The sequence below is a fragment of the Arthrobacter sp. P4_H3 genome, assembly GCF_056400885.1.
Window position 1 is genome coordinate 683,397 of record NZ_JBFUKK010000001.1, and the last position, 24,872, is coordinate 708,268.

General features: G+C 66.1%; 25 protein-coding genes, 1 tRNA gene and 1 other RNA gene. 15 read left to right on the top strand and 12 right to left on the bottom strand.

The genetic code is table 11. From position 1 onward, the window contains the following. The first annotated feature begins 9 nt into the window (after positions 1 to 9). Together AC1DRE_RS03155 and AC1DRE_RS03160 are read left to right on the top strand one after the other, a co-directional pair. Positions 10 to 747, top strand: coding sequence for an alpha/beta hydrolase (locus tag AC1DRE_RS03155; protein ID WP_476983337.1), 738 nt, complete (start codon positions 10 to 12; stop codon positions 745 to 747). A 302-nt stretch (positions 748 to 1,049) separates the two neighbouring features. Further along, positions 1,050 to 1,322: a GNAT family N-acetyltransferase gene (locus AC1DRE_RS03160; RefSeq protein WP_476983284.1), complete on the top strand. Its 273-nt coding sequence runs from the start codon at positions 1,050 to 1,052 to the stop codon at positions 1,320 to 1,322. A gap of 36 nt (positions 1,323 to 1,358) precedes the next feature. Here the strand turns inward: AC1DRE_RS03160 and AC1DRE_RS03165 are convergent, their stop codons facing one another. After that, entirely contained in the window at positions 1,359 to 2,597 is a 1,239-nt protein-coding gene (locus AC1DRE_RS03165) for an ROK family transcriptional regulator (protein WP_476983285.1), read from the bottom strand. A 141-nt stretch (positions 2,598 to 2,738) separates the two neighbouring features. Between AC1DRE_RS03165 and xylA the strand changes: the two genes are divergently transcribed. Together xylA and xylB are read left to right on the top strand one after the other, a co-directional pair. Then, on the top strand, positions 2,739 to 3,926 hold the full coding sequence (gene xylA, locus AC1DRE_RS03170; protein WP_476983286.1) for a xylose isomerase: 1,188 nt from the start codon (positions 2,739 to 2,741) through the stop codon (positions 3,924 to 3,926). An 84-nt stretch (positions 3,927 to 4,010) separates the two neighbouring features. Then, the gene (gene xylB, locus AC1DRE_RS03175) at positions 4,011 to 5,438 is read left to right on the top strand and encodes a xylulokinase (protein WP_476983287.1); all 1,428 of its coding nucleotides are present in this window, start codon (positions 4,011 to 4,013) and stop codon (positions 5,436 to 5,438) included. Between the two features lie 7 nt (positions 5,439 to 5,445). Here xylB and AC1DRE_RS03180 read toward each other — a convergent pair whose 3' ends face one another. Together AC1DRE_RS03180 and map are read right to left on the bottom strand one after the other, a co-directional pair. Further along, positions 5,446 to 6,351: an aldose 1-epimerase family protein gene (locus AC1DRE_RS03180; RefSeq protein WP_476983288.1), complete on the bottom strand. Its 906-nt coding sequence runs from the start codon at positions 6,349 to 6,351 to the stop codon at positions 5,446 to 5,448. 87 nt (positions 6,352 to 6,438) lie between these two features. After that, the gene (gene map, locus AC1DRE_RS03185; RefSeq protein WP_476983289.1) at positions 6,439 to 7,206 is read right to left on the bottom strand and encodes a type I methionyl aminopeptidase; all 768 of its coding nucleotides are present in this window, start codon (positions 7,204 to 7,206) and stop codon (positions 6,439 to 6,441) included. Between the two features lie 131 nt (positions 7,207 to 7,337). Here map and AC1DRE_RS03190 point away from each other — a divergent pair, with 131 nt between their 5' ends. After that, entirely contained in the window at positions 7,338 to 8,027 is a 690-nt protein-coding gene (locus tag AC1DRE_RS03190) for a DNA alkylation repair protein (protein ID WP_476983290.1), read from the top strand. Positions 8,028 to 8,053: 26 nt separating this feature from the next. Here AC1DRE_RS03190 and mptB read toward each other — a convergent pair whose 3' ends face one another. Beyond that, on the bottom strand, positions 8,054 to 9,610 hold the full coding sequence (gene mptB / locus AC1DRE_RS03195) for a polyprenol phosphomannose-dependent alpha 1,6 mannosyltransferase MptB (RefSeq protein WP_476983291.1): 1,557 nt from the start codon (positions 9,608 to 9,610) through the stop codon (positions 8,054 to 8,056). Between the two features lie 157 nt (positions 9,611 to 9,767). Here mptB and orn point away from each other — a divergent pair, with 157 nt between their 5' ends. The 3 genes from orn to def all read left to right on the top strand — a co-directional run bounded on the left by orn (position 9,768) and on the right by def (position 11,339). Then, on the top strand, positions 9,768 to 10,403 hold the full coding sequence (gene orn / locus AC1DRE_RS03200) for an oligoribonuclease (RefSeq protein ID WP_476983292.1): 636 nt from the start codon (positions 9,768 to 9,770) through the stop codon (positions 10,401 to 10,403). Positions 10,404 to 10,534: 131 nt separating this feature from the next. Continuing rightward, a tRNA-His gene (locus tag AC1DRE_RS03205) sits at positions 10,535 to 10,607 on the top strand. 159 nt (positions 10,608 to 10,766) lie between these two features. Then, positions 10,767 to 11,339: a peptide deformylase gene (gene def / locus AC1DRE_RS03210; RefSeq protein WP_364127015.1), complete on the top strand. Its 573-nt coding sequence runs from the start codon at positions 10,767 to 10,769 to the stop codon at positions 11,337 to 11,339. 90 nt (positions 11,340 to 11,429) lie between these two features. On the opposite strand, the gene AC1DRE_RS03215 is transcribed toward def, so the two are convergent. From AC1DRE_RS03215 to rnpB, 4 genes are all read right to left on the bottom strand, one after another. Beyond that, the gene (locus tag AC1DRE_RS03215; protein WP_476983293.1) at positions 11,430 to 12,227 is read right to left on the bottom strand and encodes an HNH endonuclease family protein; all 798 of its coding nucleotides are present in this window, start codon (positions 12,225 to 12,227) and stop codon (positions 11,430 to 11,432) included. Positions 12,228 to 12,319: 92 nt separating this feature from the next. Beyond that, entirely contained in the window at positions 12,320 to 12,529 is a 210-nt protein-coding gene (locus AC1DRE_RS03220; protein WP_476983294.1) for a hypothetical protein, read from the bottom strand. 75 nt (positions 12,530 to 12,604) lie between these two features. Further along, on the bottom strand, positions 12,605 to 14,086 hold the full coding sequence (locus AC1DRE_RS03225; protein WP_476983295.1) for a glyceraldehyde-3-phosphate dehydrogenase: 1,482 nt from the start codon (positions 14,084 to 14,086) through the stop codon (positions 12,605 to 12,607). Between the two features lie 270 nt (positions 14,087 to 14,356). After that, positions 14,357 to 14,748: RNase P RNA component class A (rnpB, locus tag AC1DRE_RS03230), an RNA gene on the bottom strand. Between the two features lie 121 nt (positions 14,749 to 14,869). On the opposite strand from rnpB, the gene AC1DRE_RS03235 reads away from it, so the two are divergent. Genes AC1DRE_RS03235 through AC1DRE_RS03245 form a run of 3 tightly spaced genes read left to right on the top strand, consistent with a single transcriptional unit; the run spans position 14,870 to position 17,386 of the window. Then, on the top strand, positions 14,870 to 15,682 hold the full coding sequence (locus AC1DRE_RS03235) for an SPFH domain-containing protein (RefSeq protein WP_476983338.1): 813 nt from the start codon (positions 14,870 to 14,872) through the stop codon (positions 15,680 to 15,682). Positions 15,683 to 15,724: 42 nt separating this feature from the next. Next, positions 15,725 to 16,561: an alpha/beta hydrolase gene (locus AC1DRE_RS03240; protein ID WP_476983296.1), complete on the top strand. Its 837-nt coding sequence runs from the start codon at positions 15,725 to 15,727 to the stop codon at positions 16,559 to 16,561. 60 nt (positions 16,562 to 16,621) lie between these two features. Next, positions 16,622 to 17,386, top strand: coding sequence for a YaaA family protein (locus tag AC1DRE_RS03245; protein ID WP_476983297.1), 765 nt, complete (start codon positions 16,622 to 16,624; stop codon positions 17,384 to 17,386). A gap of 64 nt (positions 17,387 to 17,450) precedes the next feature. On the opposite strand, the gene AC1DRE_RS03250 is transcribed toward AC1DRE_RS03245, so the two are convergent. Together AC1DRE_RS03250 and AC1DRE_RS03255 are read right to left on the bottom strand one after the other, a co-directional pair. Then, positions 17,451 to 18,188, bottom strand: a complete 738-nt coding sequence (locus tag AC1DRE_RS03250; RefSeq protein ID WP_476983298.1) for a zinc ribbon domain-containing protein — start codon at positions 18,186 to 18,188, stop codon at positions 17,451 to 17,453. 61 nt (positions 18,189 to 18,249) lie between these two features. Then, the gene (locus AC1DRE_RS03255; protein WP_476983299.1) at positions 18,250 to 19,182 is read right to left on the bottom strand and encodes a Nif3-like dinuclear metal center hexameric protein; all 933 of its coding nucleotides are present in this window, start codon (positions 19,180 to 19,182) and stop codon (positions 18,250 to 18,252) included. 99 nt (positions 19,183 to 19,281) lie between these two features. Between AC1DRE_RS03255 and msrA the strand changes: the two genes are divergently transcribed. The 3 genes from msrA to epsC all read left to right on the top strand — a co-directional run bounded on the left by msrA (position 19,282) and on the right by epsC (position 21,445). Continuing rightward, the gene (gene msrA, locus AC1DRE_RS03260) at positions 19,282 to 19,806 is read left to right on the top strand and encodes a peptide-methionine (S)-S-oxide reductase MsrA (RefSeq protein WP_476983300.1); all 525 of its coding nucleotides are present in this window, start codon (positions 19,282 to 19,284) and stop codon (positions 19,804 to 19,806) included. A gap of 77 nt (positions 19,807 to 19,883) precedes the next feature. Next, positions 19,884 to 20,819 carry a cysteine synthase A gene (gene cysK, locus AC1DRE_RS03265; RefSeq protein WP_104173157.1) on the top strand — a complete coding sequence of 312 codons (936 nt, stop codon included), beginning with the start codon at positions 19,884 to 19,886 and terminating at the stop codon, positions 20,817 to 20,819. Positions 20,820 to 20,860: 41 nt separating this feature from the next. Continuing rightward, positions 20,861 to 21,445 (top strand): serine O-acetyltransferase EpsC, encoded by a 585-nt coding sequence (epsC, locus tag AC1DRE_RS03270; RefSeq protein WP_055803662.1) that lies wholly within the window; start codon positions 20,861 to 20,863, stop codon positions 21,443 to 21,445. Here epsC and AC1DRE_RS03275 read toward each other — a convergent pair. Continuing rightward, entirely contained in the window at positions 21,442 to 22,275 is an 834-nt protein-coding gene (locus tag AC1DRE_RS03275; RefSeq protein ID WP_476983301.1) for an oxidoreductase, read from the bottom strand. The genes epsC and AC1DRE_RS03275 overlap by 4 nt on opposite strands. A gap of 134 nt (positions 22,276 to 22,409) precedes the next feature. Further along, the gene (gene gndA / locus AC1DRE_RS03280) at positions 22,410 to 23,846 is read right to left on the bottom strand and encodes an NADP-dependent phosphogluconate dehydrogenase (protein WP_476983302.1); all 1,437 of its coding nucleotides are present in this window, start codon (positions 23,844 to 23,846) and stop codon (positions 22,410 to 22,412) included. A 262-nt stretch (positions 23,847 to 24,108) separates the two neighbouring features. Here gndA and AC1DRE_RS03285 point away from each other — a divergent pair, with 262 nt between their 5' ends. Continuing rightward, positions 24,109 to 24,837 (top strand): FadR/GntR family transcriptional regulator, encoded by a 729-nt coding sequence (locus AC1DRE_RS03285; RefSeq protein WP_476983303.1) that lies wholly within the window; start codon positions 24,109 to 24,111, stop codon positions 24,835 to 24,837. Positions 24,838 to 24,872: the final 35 nt, after the last annotated feature.

Below are 24,872 nucleotides of genomic sequence, written 5' to 3' on the forward strand. Positions count from 1 at the left end.
AGCCCCACGATGCCGGCGGGCCTCAGCGTCCTCCCGGCTGGCGGGGAACCGCTCCGGGAATCGCCGGCAATGCTGATCCTTCCCGGCGGAGGCTACGAACGCCACGCCGACCACGAGGCCGAGCCGGTGGCCGAATGGCTGGCCTCACTGGGCATCCACGCGTTCGTGCTGCGCTACCGGGTGGCTCCGCACCGCCACCCGGCGCCCCTGCAGGACGCCAAGGCCGCGCTCGCCTGGATCCGGAGCGGAGGCCACGGACTCGCCGTGGACGGCTCTCGGGTGGGTGTCCTCGGGTTCTCAGCCGGCGGTCACCTTGCTGCCACCCTGGCTGCCGGAGTCCCCTGCGGCGACGCTTCGCTCGACGTGCCGGGCTCGCGTCCCGACCTGTCCATCCTGTGCTACCCCGTACTGTCCTTCACAGCGGCAGTCCACCAGGGAAGCATCAACAACCTGCTCGGCGCCTCCCCGTCAAACGAACTGCTGGCACGGCTGTCGGCGGAGCTTACTGCCACCGGCGACACTCCCCCGTCCTTCATCTGGCATACCTTTGACGACGGTGCCGTGGACGTCGGGCACAGCCTGCGGTATGCCCTGGCACTGCGCCACGCTGCCGTGCCTGCCGAACTGCATGTCTTTCCGCATGGACGGCACGGGCTGGGTCTGGCGGCCGGCGTCTCCGGCGTGGAGCGGTGGACGGAGCTGTGTGCCACCTGGCTTGCCGGGCACGGCTGGCGCGTCGCCCGCTAAAGCGCGGGAGAGCCGGCGCCTGAGAACAACCGGCTGCGGCGAGCCGTCGCGCTGTTGGTGCAGGTTCTTCGCCCTGACCGGGGCGGAATGGAATGGCTCCGGCCCCGGGGACCGCAAGAACCAGCTGCGGGAAAAGTTCGACGCCGGCACACCGGCACCCGGGGTCCTCGCCTTCAGGGACGGCCGTCCGGTGGGCTGGTGCGCGGTCGAACCGCGCGGCTGCTACCCGCGGATCCTGCGTTCGCAGGTCCTGAAGGTGGCCGGGCCGGCCGCGTCCAGCCACCCCGGGGACGGACCTGTGGTTGCCCGTCTGGTCGGTGAGCTGCTTCGTCGTCGCACCGGGCCACCGCCGCAGCGGTGTCGCTGCGGCGCTGCTTCAGGCCGCCGTCGGCCACGCCCTTGCCCACGGCGCCGGCATTGTGGAAGGCTACCCCGTCGTTCCTGAGCAGCGGCCGAAAGCGGGTCCCGCCGACCTCTACCACGGAACCCTGAAGCTGTTCCTGGCCGCAGGCTTCGAGGTGGTCAGCGATGCGGTGCCGGGCCGGGCGGTGGTCCGGCTCGTCGCCCCATCCTGAACCCGGGCAGTCCCGAACACCAGCCCGGCCTGAAAGCTATCCTGCCGGTGTCAGGCTGAACGGGGCGGCCAGGACAGCGCGCAGGGAGCTCCCGGCCGCGCCGAGCAGGGCCGCGGACTGGCCGAGCTCGGAGACCGCCACCCTGGCGGGGCTGACGACGCCGGGCGCGAAGTGGGCCAGGCTCTGGACCACAGCTGGAGCAATCCACGGTCCCATCTGGGTGAAGTGGCCGCCGAGCACCACGGCGGACAGGTTCATCATCCGCGCCGTGGACGCCGCGGCAATCCCCAGGTAGCGGCCGGCCCGGGCCACCGCTGAGATGGCGGCCGCGTCCCCGGACGCAAGTTGTTCGCCGAGCCTCGCGAGCCGCACGGACGCGGTGCCTGCCGGAATGCCGGCCTCGGAGAAGATGGCTTCCTGCCCGGCGAAGGTCTCCAGGCAGCCGTGGCCGCCGCACGAACAGTCGGGGCCGGACGGTTCCACCACCATGTGGCCCACCTCGCCGGCCTGGCCGTGGGGCCCCGCGAACAGTTCGGAGCCGATCACCAGGCCGCCACCGACACCCACCTCGCCGGAGACGAAAAGGTAGTCCTGGAAATCCAGTCCGTGCCCGTACCAGAGTTCACCCAACGCAGCGCAGTTCGCTTCGTTGTGCAGGACTGTGCCGTACGGTGCGTCGGGAAGTAACCGGTCAAGCTGCAGGGCTACCGCGCGCCAATGCAGGTTGGGGGCGCTGGCAACGGTCCCCGACGCCGAGTCCACGAGTCCTGGAACAGCCAGCCCGCCGCCAAGAATCACGATTCCGGCCGCAGACGCTTCAGCGGCAACGTCGCTGACAAGCCCGGCCAGCAGGGCCATGACGGATTCAGGTGGCTGGCCGCGGTTGCCGCGTTCCAGTGTCCGCAGGATCCGCAGGTTCCCGCCGAGGTCCAGGAGCCCGGCGGAAATATAGTCCACATTGATTTCCATGCCCACCACGCCGCGGCGGGTGCTCAGCTCCAGGCCCACTCCCGGGCGGCCGCGTTCGCCGTCCCGGGTGGCGCCGGATTCCGCCACCAAACCGGCGTCCACGAGCTCGGCCACGAGGCTTGACACGGACGCCTTGGTCAATCCGGTCCGGGACGCGAGGTCAGCGCGGGTGGGGTGCGGGGCCGGCTCGGTGCGCGCCTGCGCCAGGGAAGCCAGGACCCGCACCAGGTTTCCGCGCCGGACATCCTCGACGCGGCCGGGCGCAGGACGGCCCGCACCGCCGTCGGCATTTTTTTCCAGTGACATTTCCGCCGCCTTCATCATTGACCTTAGTCAATCATGATGCATATAGTTCAGATTGAAAACTAATTGATTGCCAGCCGTCCCCGCGGTGGCCGGTACCGCTCAACCACTCCCCGCACACCATCTCTGAACCAAGGACGCTTCATGACTCTTCAGCCCACCCCCGCAGACCGTTTCACCTTTGGCCTTTGGACCGTCGGCTGGACCGGCGCCGATCCGTTCGGCGTCGCCACGCGCCCGGCCCTGGACCCGGTCGAGGCCGTCCACAAGCTCAGCGAACTCGGCGCCTACGGCATCACCTTCCACGACAACGACCTGGTCCCGTTCGATGCCACGTCCTCCGAGCGCGAGCTGATCCTGAAAAACTTCAAGGCAGCCCTGGCCGAGACCGGCCTGAAGACCCCCATGGTCACCACCAACCTGTTCAGCCACCCGGTCTTCAAGGACGGCGGCTTCACCTCCAACGACCGTTCCGTCCGCCGGTTCGCGCTCAGCAAGGTCCTGCAGAACATCGACCTCGCAGCCGAGCTGGGAGCCGAAACCTTCGTGATGTGGGGCGGCCGCGAAGGCAGCGAATATGACGGCTCGAAGGACCTCTCGGCCGCGCTGGACCGCATGAAGGAGGGCGTGGACACGGCCGCGGCCTACATCAAGGACAAGGGCTACGGCCTCCGGATAGCCCTGGAGCCCAAGCCCAACGAGCCCCGAGGCGATATCTTCCTGCCCACCGTGGGACACGGGCTGGCATTCATCGCCCAGTTGGAACACGGCGACATCGTGGGCCTTAACCCGGAAACCGGCCATGAGCAGATGGCCGGACTGAACTTCACCCACGGCATCGCCCAGGCTCTCTGGGCAGGCAAGCTGTTCCACATCGACCTCAACGGCCAGCGCGGCATCAAGTACGACCAGGACCTCGTCTTCGGCCACGGTGACCTGACCAGCGCGTTTTTCACGGTGGACCTGCTCGAAAACGGGTTCCCCAACGGCGGCCCCACGTACGACGGACCGCGGCACTTCGACTACAAGCCCTCCCGCACCGACGGCTACGACGGCGTCTGGGAATCCGCGAAATCCAACATGTCAATGTACCTGCTGCTCAAGGAACGCGCCCTCGCCTTCCGCGCCGACCCCGACGTCCAGGAAGCCCTGACCACATCCGGTGTCTTCGAACTCGGGGAGCCCACGCTTTCCGCCGGTGAGAGCGCCGCGGACCTGCTCGCTGACACGTCCGCTTTCGCGGAGTTCGACGCCGACGCGGCCGCCCAGCGTTCGTTCGCCTTTGTCCGCCTCAACCAGCTGGCCATCGAGCACCTGCTCGGCGCCCGCTAGGCCCGCTTTTTTCAACCACCAAATACCGCTGCCGCCGGATCCGGACTTCCGGGTCCGGCGGCAGACCTTGCAGAAAGAACCGCCATGCCGCTGGTCGCAGGAATCGACAGCTCCACACAGTCATGCAAAGTGGTGATCCGCGACGCCGGCACCGGCGCGCTGGTCCGCCAAGGGCGTGCGGCCCACCCCGAAGGCAGCGAGGTACACCCCGACCACTGGTGGACCGCCCTCCAGGATGCCATCGCCCAGGCGGGCGGCCTGGACGACGTCGCCGCCGTTTCCGTCGGCGGCCAGCAGCACGGCATGGTGTGCCTGGATTCCTCCGGCGCGGTGGTCCGACCGGCACTGCTGTGGAACGACACACGCTCCGCCGTCGACGCCGGGCAGCTCATCGCCGACGCCGGCGATGGCGACGCCGAGGCCGGTGCCGCCTTCTGGGCAGCCGCGACCGGTACGGTCCCCGTCGCATCCCTCACAATCACCAAACTTCGCTGGCTGGCCCGGGAGGAACCGGACAATGCGCGCCGCGTAGCGGCCGTCTGCCTCCCGCACGACTGGCTGAGCTGGCGGCTGGCAGGCCACGGTCCGGGAACGGGCCCCTCGTCTCTTCAGCTGCTCCGGACGGACAGGTCCGACGCATCCGGCACAGGTTACTTCTCCACGGCGTCGGGGGCCTACCTCCCCGGGATCCTGGAGAAGGTCCTGGGCCACGTGCCCGTGCTTCCCGCCGTCGCCGGTTCACTGGAGGCCGCAGGCAAGACGCCGGCCGGTGCGCTGATCGGCCCCGGAGCCGGCGACAACGCCGCCGCTGCTCTCGGCGTCGACGCGCGCCCCGGCGACGTTGTGGTGTCACTGGGGACGTCAGGGACGGTATTCGCAGTCTCCGAGACCCCTGCCGCCGACGCCACGGGGCTCGTCGCCGGATTCGCGGATGCCACCGGCAACTTCCTCCCGCTGGCCTGCACGCTGAACGCCACCCGGATCTTCGATGCCACCGCCACGCTGCTCGGCGTGACCCTCGCCGGACTCACCGAACTCGCCCTGGACGCCCCGGCCGGATCCGGCGGCCTCACGCTCGTGCCGTATTTTGAAGGTGAGCGCACACCCAACCTGCCGCACGCCACTGGCTCCCTCCACGGCGCCACCCTGGGCAGCTACACGCGGTCCAACCTGGCCCGGGCCGCCATCGAAGGCGTGGTCTGCTCCCTCGCGGATGGCTTAGCGGCATTGCAGGCACAGGGCGTGGTTGCCGCCCGGATCATCCTGGTGGGCGGCGGGGCGCAGTCCGCTGCGGTGCAGCAGATCGCCGCCTCCGTGTTCGGCCTCCCCGTGGTGGTGCCGGAGCCGGGGGAATACGTGGCCGACGGCGCCGCGCGCCAGGCAGCGGCCGTCCTTACGGGACGGTGGCCGGAGTGGGAATCGGCGCGGATGGAAGTGACGGCGCCCGACGGCGGGTCCCCGGACGTCCTCGTCCGGTACCGACGGTATGCGGGGGCCTACGTCAACGGCTGAGCGCCCGTCAGCGACTGAGCGCCCGGATGGTCCAGCTGGCCTGGTGGGACTCCCCCGGGGCCAGCCGGATCACGCCGGTACCGCTGTTGAACGCATCCGGCGGGCACGTCATTGGCTCAACCGCGAGGCCCAGCCGGGACGGCCCCGCGGGTTTGTCCGCGGTATGGATCTGCAGCCACGGCCAGGCAGTATCCCACTCCAGCTCGACGCCGGTCCCGGAGGGGTCGTAGGCCCGAACGGCCGCGAGGCCGTCCACGTTGGGAACCAGGCCGGTAAAGGCGTGGTCGATTTCCACGGCGCCGAGGACTCTTTCGGTCCGGAAGTCAAAGGCGTGGCCCTGCACGCTGGCCATGCCTTCGGGCAGCAGCCGGTCGTCGGAAACCTCCATGAATTCGGTGGCCGGGATCTGCACGGTCCACTCATCGAGCGGGGCAGGTCCGGCGACGAGGTACGGGTGGGGGCAGACACCGTAGGGCGCTGCGTCCGCGCCAATGTTTTCGGCGCGCACGGTGCTGTGCAGTCCGTCCGCCCGCAGCTCGTATTCAACGGACACGTCAAGGCGCCCCGGATACGCCTCGCCCGGCTCGACGCGGGCGCCAAGGCGGACGGATGACGCGGTCTGCTCCTGCAGCTCCCAAACTGCGCCGAACACGAGTCCGTGCAGGGCGGTCCCCCGCTCCACCTCGTTGACCGAGGCTTGGAAGTCCCCGCCGTCGAAGCTGTAGCGGCCATCAGCCAGCCGGTTCGGCCACGGAGCACAGATAACACCGCGGTAGTCCGGGATACCGCCGTCGGCGCCGAAGCTGATCACCAGATCGCGGCCGTCGTACCGGAGTTCGCGGAGCGCCCCTCCCCTGGCCGTGGCGATGGCGGTGTAGGGGCCGAAACTGATCTGGTGCTCGGTGGCGGTCATGTGGTTTCCATTACTGCTGGGAGAGGCTTTGTTAGCGCTCACTATTGTAATCCACGGAAAACAGATTCCGTGGTTGGCAACGCGCCGTCAGGGCAGCGTGAGGATCACTGGCCCGTCCGCGGTGATGGCGACTGTGTGTTCGCTGTGGGCCGCCCGGCGGCCGTTGGCGGACCGCAGCGTCCACTCGTCGTCGTCGTGGTAGTAGTCGTCCTTGCCGCCGAGGATCAGCATGGGTTCAATGGCTATCACCAGCCCCTCCGTCAGTTTGATGCCGCGGCCGGGACGGCCCTCATTCGGCACCGGGGGCTCGGCATGCATCGTGCGCCCGATGCCGTGCCCGCCGTGATCCGCCAGCAGGCCGTAGCCGGCCCGGCGCGCTGCTCCGCCGATCGCATAGGCGAGATCGCCCATTTTGTTGCCGAGCCGGGCCATCTCGATGCCACGCGCCAGGGCCGCATCGGTGGCAGCAATCAGCGCCAGGTCCACCGGATCCGCCGTTCCCACGACGAAGCTGACGGCGGCGTCTCCGCACCACCCCTCCAGGAACGCGCCGCAGTCCACGCTGAGCAGGTCGCCGTCCTGCAGGCGGTAGCCGTTCGGGATGCCGTGGACCACGGCATCGTTGACGCTCGCGCAAATGACGCCAGGAAACGGCACCGAGGCCCACCGCGGGCGGTAGTTCAGGAAGGCAGGCGTGGCTCCAGCGGCCGATATTGACTCGGCGGCCAGCTCATCAAGCTCCTTCAGCGAAACACCCACCGCCGCCGCGTCCTTCACCGCGGTCAGCGTGTTTGCCACCACCCGGCCGGCCTCGCGCATCAGCGCAATCTCGTCTGGGCTCTTGATCATGGACATGCTGATACCTCCGGGATGCCGGCGCGCCGCCCGGCGGGATTGGTGTCTCCTCCGGCGGACTGCTGTTCTGTCCTCCACTCTAGGGCCCGGGCGCCGGGTCCGCACGGATCGCCTGTGGCTATGGTTGCTCCATGGGACACAGTGATCTGGTTGCCGCCATCCGGGCAAGGCTCACCGCCGCCGCGGACCCGGTGCGGGCAGCTGGCGCGCACGCCTACCTGAAATCGGCCATACCGCTGTTGGGCGTCCGGGTGCCCGAGGTGCGCAGGATCGTCAAAGCCGAGGTCGCAGCGGCGCCATTAGCATCCGGCGATGAGCTGAGGTCGGTTGTGCTGGAACTCTTCCGGACAGCCACCTACCGGGAGGAACGGTATGCCGCGATAGACCTGACGGCCTCGAAGCTTGTCAGGACGGATCTGGCGATGATGCCTGTGTACGAGGAAATCATCCGGACCGGAGCATGGTGGGACCTGGTGGACGGCGTCGAAGACCGGTTGGGCCGGCTCTTGCAGGCACACCGGGACGTGCTGACACCAGTCCTGCTCCGGTGGAGCACAGACCCCGATTTCTGGATCCGCAGGGCGTCCATCACCGCCCAGCTCGGGGCGAAAGCCAACACCGACACCGGGCTCCTGGCCGCGGTCATCGAGGCCAACCTGGCGGACCGGGAGTTCTTCATCCGCAAGGCCATCGGCTGGGCGTTGCGCGAGTACGCCAAGACTGATCCCGCGTGGGTCAGGCAGTTCGCTGCGGCGCACGGGGTCGCCCTCAGCCCGCTTTCACTCCGCGAGGCGCTCAGGAACCTGCCCGCAGAGGACTAAACAGCCCGCATTGGTCCAGGCTCCGGTCAGATGACCGGACGGGTGGTCACCGGCTCGTCCGGCTTGCTGAACAGCTGCTTCGTTTTCGGATCCAGGAAGATCAGATACAGCGCGAACATCAGGGCGATGATGGCCGCGGCGTTGCGGGCAAGGGCCAGGGGAAGGCCCAGGTCCTCGGTCTGCAGGTAGGGGAACACTTCCAGCTGGTCCGAGATGGCGTAGACCATGAAGAAGGACACGATGAAGTACAGGGCCTTCACCTGCCAGTCGTCCCGGATGCCGGTGACGGCAAACAGCGGGATAAGCCACACCACATACCAGGACTGGATCATGGGGGCGAGCAGGACCACCGCCGCAAACGCCAGGGTGAGCCGGCGCATCAGCCGGTCATGGTCACCACGGAAGATCTGCCAGGCGACAATACCGACGGCGAGCAGCTTGCCGGCGTCGTAAACCCACTTGGCCAGTCCCCAGCCGTCCAGTCCGAAGGCGTTGGAGATGGAGGCCACCACGAGCCCCAGCAGGCCCACAGGTGCGTACCAGATCCAGATGCTGCCGGGAGCTGACAAGCCGTTCACCCAGCCGAAGCCGAAGCCGTTCACCAGGCTCATGCCGTACAGGATTGCCAGGCTGATGCCCGCAGTAAGCCCCCAGAACACGAACTTCCGTGGCCAGCCCGCCCTTTTGCCGGCCCAGAGCAGCCCGATGAACGGCAGGAACACGATAGTGATCGGTTTGACGGAGATCGACAGCGTCACCAGCACCAGTCCAAACACCACCCGCCTGGTGGCGCAGTAGTAGAGCCCTGCCAGCGCGAGTCCGATCATCAGCGCATCGTTGTGGACGCTGGCGATGAAGTTGGTGAGGAACAGCGGATTGGCTGCAGTCAGCCACAGTGCCCGGTGCGGGTTCACGCCGTGCAGCTCCGCCAGTTTGGGCACATAGACAATACACAGCACGACGCCGACGAGCGCCGCCAGCCGGAACAGCATGACGCTGGCTTCCGGGTGCACGTTCGTGGTCCACACCACGAGCTGTTCAATCCACAGGAACAGCTGGCCGTACGGAACCGGCGCCTCAGTCCACATCTTGTCGGCACCGAGCTGGAAATAGTTGGACAGCGCCGAGATGCCGTTTTCGTAAGGGTTGAATCCTTCGACCATCAGGCGGCCCTGCCCGATATAGGCGTAGACGTCCCGGCTGAAGAGCGGCACGGAGAACATCATGGGCAGCCCCCACAACGCGACTGCCTGCAGGGTGGCCTTGCGGGCACCTGCGCCCCAGACCCGGACCCGCTGGCCAAGGCGAAGCCAGGCACGGACCAAGAGCATGCCGCCCACGGCCAGCAGCACGATGGACAGTGCAACTCCGACGGCCTCGGTACGCATCCAGATGAACAGCGGCAGGCGGCGAAGTTCGGAGACGGGGGCGAGCCAGCCAACCCCCAGCGAGCCGATCGCCATGAACATTGAACCTGCGAACCCCGAGAGGAGGGGCGAGAGGGCGTTGTCCACTTCAGCCGCGGCCGGCTCCGGTGACGTACCGGCAGCCACATTTCCCACCGCGGGTACAGGCGCCGTCATCTCAGGATCGTCCAATCTGTTGTGGGGCATATTTCACCCGGTGGCAGCCGGGCACGCCGGCGGAAACGGGGCCGCAGCGGTGAAAAAAAGGCACCGCCACGTACCCGAAATCCTAGCATCGGACAGCTCTCCGGCAGTGAAACGGTAGGCTGGGCGGGTGCCTATAACTAACGAACGCATTGTCTGGATCGACTGCGAGATGACCGGCCTCGACCCCAAGAACGACGCCCTCATCGAGGTTGCCGCCCTGGTGACGGACTCTGAACTCAACATTCTTGGCGACGGTGTCGACGTCGTCATCCGTCCCGACGATGCCGCGCTGGCCCAGATGAACGACTTCGTCCGGGACATGCACACACGCTCCGGCCTGCTCGAGGAGCTCCCGCACGGCAAAACCATGGCCGAAGCGGAAGCCGTCATCATGGAGTACATCGCGAAGTGGGTGCCGGACCCCCGCAAGGCTCCACTGGGCGGCAACTCCGTGGGCACGGACCGCGTGTTCCTTGCCCGGGACATGCCCTCCGTGGTGGAGCACCTGCACTACCGGGTCATCGACGTGAGCACCATCAAGGAACTGTCGCGGCGCTGGTTCGCCCGCGCCTACTTCCAGGCTCCGGCCAAGCACGGCGGACATCGGGCGCTCGGGGACATCAAGGATTCCATCGATGAGCTGCGGTACTACCGCGAGGCAGTTTTTGTTCCGGCTCCGGGTCCGGACAGTGCCACAGCCCAGCGCATTTCAAAGTCCGTCATGGCCTCTGCCGGGTCCCTCGCGGAGTCTTCGAAAAAGTGATCTGCGCCACGTTTGGCGGAAATTTTCGCTAAACGGACAAAAGTGGCAAAAACACCTCCACGGAGCAGGTAAGCTATATGACGTTGCCTTTCAAGACAGCCGGATAGCCGGACGGTCTCGCAGGGCACATGGTGGGCGTAGCTCAGTTGGCAGAGCGCCTGGTTGTGGTCCAGGAGGTCGCGGGTTCAACCCCCGTCGCTCACCCTCATGAAGGGCAGGATTTTCCGCCCTTACGTAAAGGCCGCACCGGTTATCCGGTGCGGCCTTTATTTGTTTCCTGGAAAAGTCCTAGGCCCCGCCGGTCGCTGCGGGCCGGACTGCTCCCGGACCTGATCCCGCACTGCACCAAAGGAACAACCTGACATGACCGTTCTGCCGATCACCATTTGGGGCGAGCCGGTTCTGCACCGCCGGGCCGCCGAAGTGGAAGTCTTCGACGACGAACTGCGCACGCTCATCGCCGACATGTTCGAGACGAATGACGCCGCCAACGGAGTGGGGCTTGCCGCACCCCAGGTGGGCGTGGGCAAGCGCATCTTTGTGTACAAGTTCGCCAATGACGACGATGTCCCTCCTGTGGGCGTCCTGGTGAACCCCGTCCTCACGCTGTCCAAGGTTTCCGGCGCTCTTCCGGACCCGGATGAGGAGGTGGAGGGCTGCCTGTCGTTTCCCGGCGGCCAGTACCCGCTCAAACGCGCCGAGTGGGCTCGCGTCCAGGGGTTTGACGGCGACGGGAACCCGGTGGACTTTGAAGCCACCGACTGGTTTGCCCGGATCATCCAGCATGAGTATGACCACCTGGACGGCAAGCTCTATGTGAACCGGCTGATGGACCGCTACGCCCGGAAGGCCATGAAGCAGGCCAAGCGGAGCGGCTGGGGAGTTCCCGGCCTGACCTGGATGCCCGGCGTCGACCCCGACCCGTTCGGGCACTGAGCCCAACCGCACGCAAACAAGGCACGCAAAAGCCCGCTGCGGGCACTGCACGCCCGGGGGCCCGCTGGACGCCCCGTCCGGCCCGCCCCGTTATCGCGGAATGACCGTCTGCTGCTGCGGACACGACGCCAGCACGCGCTTCATGGCATCCTTTTCCGCCGGGGTGACCCACAGGGCGTACGCGGCTTTCACGGAGATCTGGCGCGCGACGTAGTGGCATCTGAAGGCCTTGTTCTTCGGCAACCAGCCGGCGGCGTCCGACGCGCTCTTTTCCTGGTTGGCCGAACCGTCCGCGGCCACGAGGTTAAGGGGATCGTTGGCGAGGCTTTGGCGCTGTTGCGGCGTCAACTGCTGGGCACCCTTCTGCCAGGCATCCCCCAGCGCCACCACATGGTCGATCTGGACGGCTTTGCTGCTGTCCGCTCCCCTGGTGAACGTCACCACCGCCCCGGTGTAAGGCTCGTGGAACTGGCCGGCAGCCACGCGGCAGCGCGAGCCCTCAGTGAACTGCGCGCCGGCAAGATCGCGCCGCAGGATGTCGTTGCGGGTGTCGCAACCGTTGCGGTCCACGTCCAGCCACGCCTGGCCGAATGCCGTGCGCTCGTAGTTGTCGTTGGCGGCCCGGCCCTTCACGGCGAGGGTTTCCAGTGCCGCCGCCGCACTGCCTTCGGGCACAGGCCGGACCGGAGGGACCGCTTTCATCCACGAAGGATCCAGCACCGGAGCCTCGCTGGGACCGGTGACCGGCGGCTCCGCCGCGGCGAACTGGCCGGCGGTGAAAAACCAGGCAAGAGCGGACACCAGTCCCACGGCCAGCACAATCAGGACTGCCCAGGCCTGGCGGGAGCGGCGCCGGGCACGGCGGTACGCCGTCCAGCTGATGGTCATGGCTGACGGGTCCGGTGACGATTCCTATGCACGACAAGAGCCTAGGCCAGGGCACTGACAACCTGGCCGATATCCACAGTGTGGAGGAGCGGTTACTGCTCCTTGATCACACGTTTGAGGTCTTCAGTGGCGATGTCCAGCAGGTCCGCGAGCTGCCGGACCCTGCTTTCCGGAATCTCTCCCGCCGCATGCGCCACGCGCGCCTGGTCAAGGAGACGGGTGGCTTCCTTATGATTCGTCCGCGCTACGTCGAGCGCGTGTTCCAGTGTGGTTTCATGTTCGAGAGTCGATTCCTGTTCCATGACACCATTCTGTGTCGGTTTCCCGGCCGATGCCAGAGCACCCGCCGGAAACCGCAGACCTGAAACTGCCGGGCGCTAGACCGCCGCGATCGCTGCCAGCGCGGCAGCGGGCTCCTTGACGGGGAATGACGGCGGGTTGACGCCTGCCATTTCCTCCATCACGCGGACTACCTGGCAGCTGTAGCCGAACTCGTTGTCGTACCAGACGTAAAGGACCAGGTTCTTGTCATTGGAGATGGTGGCCAGGCCATCAACAATTCCGGCGCGGCGGGAGCCGACGAAGTCTGTGGAGACCACCTCGGGCGAATCGATGTAATCGATCTGCTTGCGCAGGTCCGAGTGCAGGGACATCTGCCGCAGGTAGTCGTTGACCTCGTCCTTGGTGGTGCCGCGTTCCAGGCTCAGGTTCAGGATGGCCAGGGACACGTCCGGGGTGGGAACGCGGATGGAGCTGCCGGTGAGCTTGCCCAGGAGTTCGGGCAGCGCCTTGGCCACAGCCTTGGCGGCACCAGTTTCGGTGATCACCATGTTCAGCGCGGCAGAGCGCCCGCGGCGGTCACCCTTGTGGAAGTTGTCGATCAGGTTCTGGTCGTTGGTGAAGGAGTGGACCGTCTCAACGTGGCCGTGGACCACGCCGAACTTGTCGTTGATGGCCTTCAGGACCGGAGTGATCGCGTTGGTGGTGCAGGACGCGGCCGTGACGATCTTGTCCGACTCCAGGATGGTGCCGTGGTTGATGCCGTGGACGATGTTCTTCAGCTCGCCCTTGCCCGGTGCCGTGAGCAGGACACGCGAAACGCCCTTGCTCAGCAGGTGCTGGGACAGGCCTTCGGCGTCGCGCCAGCGTCCCGTGTTGTCCACCACGAGCGCGTCCTTGATGCCGTAGGCCGTGTAATCCACCGTGGAGGGGTTGTCCGAGTAGATGACCTGGACCTGCACGCCGTTTGCCGTGATGGTGTTGTTCTCGGTGTCGAGCTTGATGGTGCCCTCGAAGGAACCGTGAACGGAGTCGCGCCGAAGCAGGCTGGCCCGCTTGGCGAGGTCGTTGTCCGAACCGCGGCGCACCACGATGGCGCGGAGCCGGAGGCCGTGACCGCCGCCGGCCTTTTCGATCAGGAGGCGCGCCAGCAGGCGTCCGATGCGGCCGAAGCCATAGAGCACGACGTCGGTGCTGGTGCGGTCATCGCCGCCCCGCTTGCCGACGATGTCGGCAAGTTCGGCGCGCAGGAATTCATCCAGGTTCGCACCGTTGGCCTCGGTCTTGTACTTCTGGTTCAGGCGGGCAATATCGATTGCCGCAGCGCCAAGTTCCAGCCCGGCGAGGGCATCCAGCAGCGGTGCCGTCTCTTCCAGGAGCAGCTCGTCCTTGCTCATCCGACGCGCGAAACGGTGCGCCTTCAGGATGTTCATGGTGGACTTGTTGATCAGGCTGCGGCCGTGGATGGAGGTCACCACGTTGTTCTCGCGGTACAGCCGGCCGATCACCGGGATCATGGCCTCGGCAAGTGCCTCACGGCCCATCCACGTATCAAGACAAGAATCTGACGTCTGGCTCACAGAACTACCTTCCTTGGGTCAACCACATACGTCTTCGTATGCAGATGGCGGCCACCGGAGGTATTCCGGGGCACAGGCATCAGCGGGGATTCGGTCCACCCCGGACACCTTCGAGAAGCGCAAAGAAAAACCGCCGGCTGCGAACGCAGACCCGGCGGCAGAACTTCTACGTTCGCTATCCATTCTAGGGCGGCAGAGCCGCCTGCACCGCCCCGAAAAGCGTGAAGTCACTCACACGGCCCGGCTGGCCGGTCGCCTGAGGGCTAGTGGTGGATGGGTTGACCGATACGCCGGGTTCTGTGTTCCCGCACCGTTGCCGGGGCGGGAATAGCGGCCATCCATCTACGGACGCCGTTGCCGACGCCCTCCAGCGGCCTACCCGGACACTCGGGCGAGCAGCCCTCGAACGTGCCCTGTCTGGCCTTGCTCCGGGTGGGGTTTACCTAGCCTTCCCGGTCACCCGGGAAGCTGGTGGTCTCTTACACCACCGTTTCACCCTTACCTGTTCACGGCCCGTGCGGACACGGACCGCGGCAGGCGGTCTGTTCTCTGTGGCACTGGCCTGCGGGTTACCCCGAGTGGGCGTTACCCACCACCCTGCTCTGCGGAGCCCGGACGTTCCTCGAGCCACTTGCGTGACGCGCGGCCGCCTGGTCAACCCATCCGCCGTCTATTCTACGGGCAACCCCGGTGGCCCGGTTGCGCAGCGGATGCCGGGCGCTTTTTGATCCCTTGGTGGGACAATTGAACAAGATCACCCCGGGCAAGAAGGAGGGGATCCTGATGGACCCCACCAATACGTTCATCGCCATCGCCGTCGCACTGCTGCTGCTCATCCTCCTTAAGATGTCCGTCCGGATCGTCCGGCAGTACGAGCAGGGCGTGCTCTTCCGGCTGGGAAGGGTCATTGGCGTCAGGATGCCGGGACTGCGGTTCATCATTCCCGTTGTTGACCGCCTTCCGCTGGTCAGCCTGCGGATAATAACCATGCCCATCCAGTCGCAGGGCATCATCACCCAGGACAATGTAAGCGTCGACATCTCCGCTGTTGCCTACTACCGCGTGGTGGACGCCGTGAAATCCGTCGTGGCGATTGAGAATGTCGCAGCGGCCATCGACCAGATCGCCCAGACCACCCTGCGGAAGGTGGTGGGCCGCCACAGCCTGGATCAGACGCTGTCCGAAACCGAGCGCATTAACAGCGATATTCGGGAAATTCTGGATCAGCTGACCCTCGCCTGGGGCGTCGAGGTAGTGCTGGTGGAACTGAAGGACATCCAGCTTCCGGACAGCATGAAGCGCGCTATGGCCCGCCAGGCTGAGGCCGAGCGGGAGAAGCGGGCGAAGATCATCGCCGCTGAAGGCGAAGCCATCGCGGCAGCCGCCCTCGGCGACGCTTCGGACACCATGATGGCCCATCCTCTTGCCCTGCAGCTGCGGAATTTGCAGTCCCTGGTGGAAATCGCCGTGGATAAGAACTCCACCGTAGTCTTCCCTGCGCCGCTGATGAGCACCATCGGCGAACTGTCCGCATTCCTCGCCCGCGAGAACCAGGCGGCCACGGCTGCCGCTAAACCGCCGGTCAAGGCGGCCTGAGCCGGCTCTGGTATCCGGAGCCTCCGCGTCTATGATCGGCGTATGGATCTTCCGACGCTCGGACGCCGGCGGTTGCTGGAACTCGGAGCCGGCGGCGTGACTGCCGCCGTGCTGGCTGCCTGCGCCCCGGTCCCCGAGGGCCTCGAGGTTGCGACCGCGGAAGTGCGGAGCGGATCCTTCACGTCGAAGTTCCGCCCGGACACGGGCACAAACTGGTCCGTAGCCGTTCCGGGCCGCGGCGGCGGCAGCGATCAAGGTCCCCTCCCCGTTGCCGTCTTCCTGCACGGGACAGGCGCTGACCATCGTATGGTTTTTGACGATCTCCGTGCGGGCGACGTCCTGTCACAACACGTCGCCCGCGGCGGGACGCCGTTCGCACTCGCGGCCGTGGATGGCGGCGAAAGCTGGTGGCACCGCCGCGCGACAGGGACGGACGCACAGGCCATGGTTGCCGAGGAATTCATCCCGCTCCTGGCCGGCCAGGGCCTGGACACCGGCAGGCTCGCCGTGTTCGGCCTGTCGATGGGCGGATTTGGCGCCCTGCTCCTCGCCTCGCAGCACAGGATTCCCGGACTCCGCGCGGTCGCAGCCATGAGCCCGGCAGTTTGGAGCCTGCACGACGCCGCACGGACGGACAACTTCGACAGCGCCGAGGATTTCGCGGCCAACGACATCTTTGCCCTCCGCCCGGAGCTTGGGGCGCTCCCGAAGAGAATCGACTGCGGCACGTCGGACAACCTGCTCTACAGCGTGAAGGACTACGTGAGCGGCCTGCCCGGTGAACACGAGGGCGGATTCCAGGACGGCGGCCATGACGGCGGCTACTGGCGCTCCATCCTCCCGGACGTGTTCTCGTTCCTTGGCCGTAACCTGGCCTGAGGCCGTTGCGTAGCTTGGCCGCCGGCAGAGCGTCGCGTTGCGCGCCGGTAAGATCGTACGGTGCTGATTCTGCTGCCGCCGTCCGAAGGCAAGACCCCCGCTCCCAACGGTGACGCCGTCGACTGGACCGCCCTGAGCTTTCCCGCTTTGAACACGTACCGCGCGAAGGTGCTCGAAGCGCTGGGAAACGTCAGCGCCCACCGCGATGCCCTCGCCCTGCTGGGCGTCGGCGCCTCGCTGAGTGCCGACGTCGAACGCAACACCCGGCTGCACACGGAACCGGCGGCTCCGGCGCACCAGGTCTATTCCGGGGTCCTGTACGACGCGCTGGGCTACCAGTCGCTGACGGCGGCGCAGCGCCGGAAGGCCGATGAATCCGTACTGGTCATTTCCGCCCTCTGGGGCGCCATCCGCTTTGCCGACCGGGTGCCCGCCTACCGGCTGTCCATGGGGACGTCACTGCCCGACGTCGGCCGCCTTGCCTCGTTCTGGAAGCCGCAGATTTCGGAGGCACTGGCGGCCGAAGCGGAGGGGTCACTGCTGGTGGACTGCCGTTCCAGCACCTATGCCGCCGCCTGGGCTCCCCCGCCGGCGCAGACCGTTGCGGTCAACGTCTTCACGGAGGTGAACGGCGTCCGCAAGGTGGTCAGCCACTTCGCCAAGCACACCCGCGGCGAGCTGGCACGCCACCTGCTGACGCGTCGGGGTGCAGCTCCCCGCACGCCGGCTCAGCTGCTCAAGGCGGCCCGGGAGAAGTGGGATACCGAGCTGGTGGAAGGCACCGCCCGCAAGGCGCATGCCCTGAACATTATCCTGCCCAACTAGGTAGCACTTGATGTCGTTCTGAGCGCTCAAAACGACACCTGCTGCTACCCAGTTGGGAAAGTGCTTAGACCCACTCTGCCGAGCGGACCAGGATGCAGCCGGAATCCGGGCAGAATACAACGTCGTCCTCGGCTGCTGCCTTGATCTCGGCAAGGTCACCCGGGCTGAGCTGCATTCCCGAGCCTTCGGACTTGCCGTGGAACAGCCTGGCCGCGCCGACTCCGCGCTTGGCAAGGGTCTTTTCGTAGACGGCAAGCAGGCCCGCGTCGAGACCCGCGGCGAACTCTGAGCGCTTGCCGCCGACCTCTCGCGCCTCGGCGGCAATCTCGGCCAGGGCCGCGTCCAGCTCGGCGCGGATCACACCAAAGGAGCCCTGGACATCGTCCACGATCTGCTGCTGGGCCGCCTGGCGTTCGCGGAGTCCCTCGAGGCGCTCCATGACTTCGAGTTCAACGTCCTCAAGGGCCGAGCGCCGCTTGTTCAGCGAGGCAATGTCGCTCTGCAGGGCGACGAGGTCCTTGGACAGGCCTGTGCCGCTGTTCAGCCGCGCTTCGTCCCGTTCGATCCGGGACGCCACCTGCTCAACATCCGCTTCGGAGCGCTTGAGCTCGGCTTCGGCATCGTGGACCGCCATTTTTGCGGCTCCGAGCTCGCCGTTGGCCACGGACAGCGCAGCTTCGAGGTCGCTGATCCGGGGATCGCTTTCGATGATCCGGCGGCGGTTGGACAGCGATTTGAGCCTGGCGTCGAGTCCCTGCAGTTCGAGCAATTTCAACTGTTCCGCCGGTGCTGCCTTGGCCACTATTACCTCCGCTTGTTCCTACCGGCCGCAGCCGGGCACCGGACCGGCGCAGTATTAGACTCTAGTCCCCGCCCGGAGTCAGAATGAAGTCCCAGGGATCGCTGTTCGTGGTGCTGACGCGGATGTCCACGTCGTGGCCCTGGTCGCTGAGGACATTCCCCAGCGCGTCCGCCGCAGCGGGCAGCCACAGCCATTCGCTGGCGAAGTGCGAAACGTCGATGAGGTAGGGCCGGTCATTCACGGCATTCTCCCGGGCCTCGGACGCCGGGTGATGGCGAAGGTCCGCCGTCACGAAGATATCGGCGTTGCTTGCCCGGACCTCGTTAAACAGGGAGTCACCCGCGCCGCCGCAGACGGCTACGCGCCGGACCAGCCCGTCCTTGTCCCCGGAAACCCGGACGCCACCCGCCACAGATGGAAGGATGCCGAAGACGCGGGCGGCAAAATCCCCCAGCGTCATAACGTCTTCAAGGTCACCCACCCGGCCGATGCCTTCTTCGGGCAGGCCGTTCGGGGAGGGGGTAAGGGGAACCACGTCGTTGAGGCCAAGTGCGTCTGCCAGGACATCCGAGACGCCCCCGACGGCGGAGTCGCCGTTGGTGTGAACGGTCAGCAGCCCGGTTCCGGATTCGATGAGGCGGTGGACCGCTTTGCCTTTTGCCGTCGTCGCCGCCACCGACGTGACTCCCCTAAGCAGCAGGGGGTGGTGCGTGATCAGCAGCTCAGCGCCCCATTCGATGGCTTCCTCGATGACGTCGAGCGTGGGATCGACGGCGAACATGATCCTGCTCACTTCTGCTGACGGATGGCCGGCCACCAGGCCAACCTCGTCCCATTCTTCGGCAAGGGACTCCGGCCAGAGCTCTTCAACCGCCAACAGGATCTGGCCGAGCGTGGGGGCATCGGAGGACTCGGCTGCTTCAGTGGACTCCGCACCGGCGTGATCGGCAGTGGTAGGGGCGTCGTCTGCAACGTCGGTGTTCACAGGTTCCATACCCTCATTTTTACCCTATCCGCCGGCTTGGTCCGCACGTGTAACAGTCTCGTAAGGTGGTGGGGGAATCATCAGCGCGCTTCAACCATTGAAGAGGACATGAAAACTCTTGTGCTTGGCGGAGGCTGTTTCTGGTGCCTTGACGCCGTCTACCAAAAAACCAAAGGCGTCACGTCGGTTATTTCGGGGTACACCGGCGGCCATGACCGCTATCCGGACTATTACTCCGTCTGCTCGGGCACCACGGGCCATGCCGAGGTGGTTGCAGTGAGTTTCGATGAGGACGTGATCCCCGCCGAGGTCATCCTGGACATGTTCTTCGCCCTCCACGACCCCACGACGCTCAACCGCCAGGGGTACGACGTCGGCACCCAGTACCGCTCGTCCATGTTCTACGAGACCACCGAGGAAAAGATCCTCTTCGAAGAGGCGATCGAACGGAACCAGGAATTGTGGGCACATCCGATCGTCACCGAAGTCAGCAGGCTGCCCGCGTTCCACGTGGCCGAGAATATCCACCAGAATTACTACGCCAAGCATCCGGAACAGGGCTATTGCCAGGTGATCATCAACCCCAAGCTGGCCAAGGCCCGGAAATATTACTCTGCATGGCTTAATGCTTAGCAGCGTTCCGGCCGCCCTCGTTAGGCTGACCTCAGTATTCGCTGTTCAGAGAACTCTTCAGAGATAGGCACAAATACATGGCACGGATCTACGACGACGTCACCCAGCTTGTCGGCGGCACTCCGCTGGTCAGGCTCAACCGTCTGACCGAGGGCCTGGACGCCCAGGTGGCCGTCAAGCTCGAGTTCTACAACCCGGCCAACAGCGTCAAGGACCGTATCGGTGTTGCCATTGTTGACGCCGCGGAGAAGTCCGGCGCGCTCAAGCCCGGCGGAACCATCGTCGAAGGAACGTCCGGCAACACCGGCATCGCCCTGGCCATGGTAGGCGCCGCCCGCGGCTACAAGGTCATCCTGACCATGCCCGAGACCATGTCCACGGAACGCCGTGTCATGCTCCGTGCGTTCGGTGCGGAGATCGTGCTGACCCCGGGTTCCGAAGGCATGCGCGGCGCCGTGGAGAAAGCCCAGGAGATCGTGGCCAACACGGAGAACTCCATCTGGGCCCAGCAGTTCGCCAACGAAGCCAACCCCGAGATCCACCGCACCACCACGGCCGAGGAAATCTGGACCGACACCGACGGCAAGGTAGACATCTTTGTCTCCGGCATCGGTACCGGCGGAACCATCACCGGCGTCGGCCAGGTCCTGAAGGAACGCAAGCCGGACGTGCAGATTGTCGCGATCGAACCGAAGGATTCCGCAATCCTGAACGGCGGCGCTCCCGGCCCGCACAAGATCCAGGGCATCGGCGCCAACTTCATCCCTGAAATCCTGGACACCAACGTCTACGACGAAGTCCTGGACGCCACCTTGGAGGATTCAGTCCGCGTGGCCCGCGACCTCGGAGTCAAGGAAGGCATCCTGGGCGGCATTTCCTCCGGCGCAATCGTCTGGGGTGCCCTCGAGCTCGCCAAGCGCCCGGAGAACGCCGGCAAGCTCATCGTCGCGGTTGTCTGCGACTTCGGCGAGCGTTACATCTCCACCGTGCTCTATGACGACATCCGAGGCTAAGTCTTAGCCCGCCATTCCCTGTTTCCTGTAGAAAGGTCTTTGTGAGCTTTTTCGCAAGACTTAAGGAAGACCTCGACGCCGCCCGGTCGCATGACCCGGCGGCTCGAGGTTCTTTTGAGAACTTTTTTGCCTACTCCGGCCTGCATGCCATCTGGGCGCACCGCCTGACGCATAAGCTCTGGCAGAATCCCTCGCTACGCTTTCCGGCGCGCCTCATTTCGCAGTTGGCGCGGTTCCTGACCGGGATCGAGATCCATCCGGGCGCCACCATCGGCAAGCGGTTCTTCATCGACCACGGCATGGGTGTGGTCATCGGTGAGACGGCGGAAATCGGCGAGGACGTCATGATCTACCACGGCGTCACGCTCGGTGGACGGTCCCTTGCCAAGGTCAAGCGGCACCCCACCATCGGGGACCGGGTGACCATTGGTGCCGGCGCCAAGGTCCTGGGCCCCATCACCATCGGGCGCGACAGCGCCGTGGGGGCCAATGCCGTGGTGGTCAAGGACGCCCCGCCGGAGTCCATCATCACCGGTGTCCCGGCAACGTGGCGCCACCGTGACGCGCAGCGCGAAACCAAGCCTGCCGTGGACCCGGCCGAGTACTACATCGAGTACCGGATCTAGCGGCCGACCCGCTGGTAGATGGCCCAGAAAACCGCGTCGAACGCACGGTCCGGCAGGAGCCGACGCAGTGCCACGATGGCCCGGGCACCTCTGCCTACCGGATAACGTGTCTTTGGCCGGGCGGCCGTGGCGGCGTGGACTATTGCGTCGGCGATGACTTCCGGCTGCGTTGACATGCCGGGGCCCGAGGTGGAGGCCAATGCGGCCGCGACGATTTTTGCTTGGTCCCCGTAAGGTCCGTGCCCTGAGGTTGCCAGCAGGCTCTCGCCGGAGATGCCGCCCCATTCCGTCTGGGTGCCTGCCGGTTCGATGATTGACACCTTGATGCCGTGGGGCTTGAGTTCCAGGCGCAGGGAGTCGCTGAGCCCTTCGACGGCGAACTTCGTGGCGTGGTACCAGGCACCCAGGGGCTCGTACATCTTGCCGCCGATGGATGACACGTTGATGATCCTGCCCTGCGCCGCGGCCCGCATGGCGGGCAGCACCAGCTGGGTTATGCGTGCCAGGCCGAAGACGTTGACGTCGAACTGGCGCCGGCCTTCCGCCGGTTCCACCTCTTCCAGGGATCCGTACGACCCGTAGCCGGCGTTGTTGACGAGGACATCGATCCTGCCGTGCGCTTCGAGGATCGTACCCACGGCTGCTGCCATCGATGCCTCATCCGTGACATCCAGGTCCAGCACCTTCACGCCGAAGGCTTTCAGCGGTTCCATTTTCCCGACCCGCCGGGCCCCCGCATATACCGTGAAGCCGTGTTCACTGAGCTTTTTGGCGGCCTCGAACCCAATACCGGTGGACGCACCGGTGACAAACGCGACTGGCGGGGACATGTGCTGCACTCCTTGGTGACGGCAGGCTTGGCGACGCGGGCCTATTAACGACAACGGCCGGCGCCTCCCAGAGTATCCGGGAAGCGCCGGCGCTGACTGTCACCGTTGGGGTGAGTGCCGGTGTGGCGTTGAAGCTAGTGGGTGTCCACTGCCTCGATTTCGGACTTGTCCTCGCCCCAGAGGGTGTGGAACGTGCCTTCGGCGTCAACACGGCCGTAGGTGTGTGCGCCGAAGAGGTCGCGCTGTCCCTGGATCACGGCGGCGGGCAGGCGCTTGCGGCGCAGGCCGTCGTAGTAGGCCAGCGAGGAGGAGAAGACCGGGACGGGGATACCCAGCTGCACCGCCGTAGCCACCACACGGCGCCAGGCCGGCAGGACCTCGGCGATGGCCTTGGTGAACGCCGGAGCGAACAGCAGGTTCGCCGGCTTTTCCGCCGCGGCGTAGGCCTTGGTGATTTCCTTCAGCAGTTCCGCACGGATGATGCAGCCGCCGCGCCACAGCGAGGCGATCTCATCCAGCTTCAGGTCCCAGCCGTATTCCTTGGCGGCCGAGGTCAGCATGTCCAGGCCCTGGGCGTAGGAAACCAGCTTGGAGGCGTACAGCGCCTGGCGGACGTCCTCGACGAACGTCTCCGGGACCTCGACGTCGATTTCCTCGCCGGCGAGCAGTTCCTGGGCCAGCTTGCGCTGTTCGGCCTGGGACGAGAGCGCACGTGCGAACACGGACTCGGCGATGCCCGACGTCGGGGATCCCAGCTCGAGCGCGGAGATGACCGTCCAGCGGCCGGTGCCCTTCTGGCCTGCTGCGTCTACAACGACGTCGACGAACGGCTTGCCCGTTCGGGTGTCGACGTGGCCGAGGACCTCGGCGGAGATTTCGATCAGGAAGGAGGCGAGCTCGCCCTTGTTCCACTCGGCGAAGATCTTGGACTGCTCGGCCGGTTCGATACCGGCGCCGGAGCGCAGCAGGTCGAAGGCTTCGCCGATGACCTGCATGTCGGCGTATTCGATGCCGTTGTGGACCATCTTGACGAAGTGGCCGGCGCCGTCGGTGCCGATCCAGGCGCAGCAGGGCTGGCCGTCAACGTTAGCGGCGATCTTTTCCAGCAGCGGCCCGAGGGCGTCGTAGGACTCCTTGGAGCCGCCAGGCATGATGGACGGGCCGTTCAGGGCGCCTTCCTCACCGCCGGAGACACCGATGCCCACGAAGTGCAGGTCCTTCTTGGCGAGGGCGGCTTCGCGGCGTCGGGTGTCCTCGTAGTGCGAGTTGCCGGCGTCGATGATGATGTCGCCGGCCTCCAGCAGGGGCTCAAGCTGCTCGATCACGGAGTCGACCGGCTTGCCGGCCTTGACCATGATGAGCACGCGGCGGGGCTTTTCCAGGGAATTTACAAGCTCCTGGAGGGTTTCGGTACGCACGAAGTCGCCGTCGTGTCCGTGCTTTTCCAGCAGCGCGTCAGTCTTCTCAACAGACCTGTTGTGCAGGGCCACGGTGAAGCCGTTACGGGCCAGGTTGCGGGCGAGGTTGGCCCCCATCACCGCGAGGCCGGTGACACCGATGTGTGCTGACATCAAAACTCCAATTCATTTCTGTGCAACGTGTGCATTCTGTTCCGCACTTCCTGCGGAACACGCTCTAAGAACCAGTGGCTGTCAATAAACCATATGTATTTCCGCGGACAACGGGAAAGTTGCGCCCACGTTTTGGAAGGCGGCGCGTCATAAAACAGTCTATGATGCCGCCAGCGTGAGGCCGGGGCGGCGGCCGCCCCGGGTCCCGTCATGGGTTGGGCCCGCGCCGGACGGCGGCGCCGGCACGATTATGCTTACCACTATGTCAACCAGCCTCCATCATCGCGCCATTGAACATCTGGGAACCCGTATCGTGAACGGCGCGCTGCCCACGGGCCACGTGATGCTGGCTGAGCAACTCGAGGATGAGCTGAAGGTTTCCCGCTCCGTGGTGCGGGAAGCCGTCCGGGTCCTGCAGTCCCTCGGCCTGGTGGAAACCATCAAGCGCGTGGGGATCCGCGTGCTTCCCGCCAGCCGCTGGAATCCGTTCGATCCCCTGGTCATCCGCTGGCGCCTGGCCGGCGAGGGCCGCGGCGCCCAGCTCAGGTCCCTTGCGGAGCTGCGCTCCGCCGTCGAACCCGTCGCCGCCGAACTGGCCGCCGCCAACGCCCCGCAGGACCTCCGGAAGGAACTGCTGGACGTGTCGCTGGCCATGCGCGACGCCGGCCGGGCCGGCAACGTGGCGGAGTTCCTGCAGTTGGACATTCGCTTCCATTCCCTCCTCCTCACCGGCTCCGGCAACGAAATGTTCGCCAACCTCGTAGGCCAGGTGGCGGAAACCCTGACTGGCCGGACCGTCCACGGCCTCATGCCGAACCACCCCCGCGAGGCCGCCCTGCAGTGGCATGTGGACGTGGCGGAGGCCATCGCCGCAGGGAACGCCTCCGGGGCCCGGGAGGCCTCCAGCCGGATCATGCGCGAGACGATCTCCGAGATGGAAGCCAGCTGGCGGGACCAGCCCAGGGTCTTCGTCCCCCTGCAGAACAACTAAGCGCGAACGTACACTTGAGGCCCTAATAGCAGGGC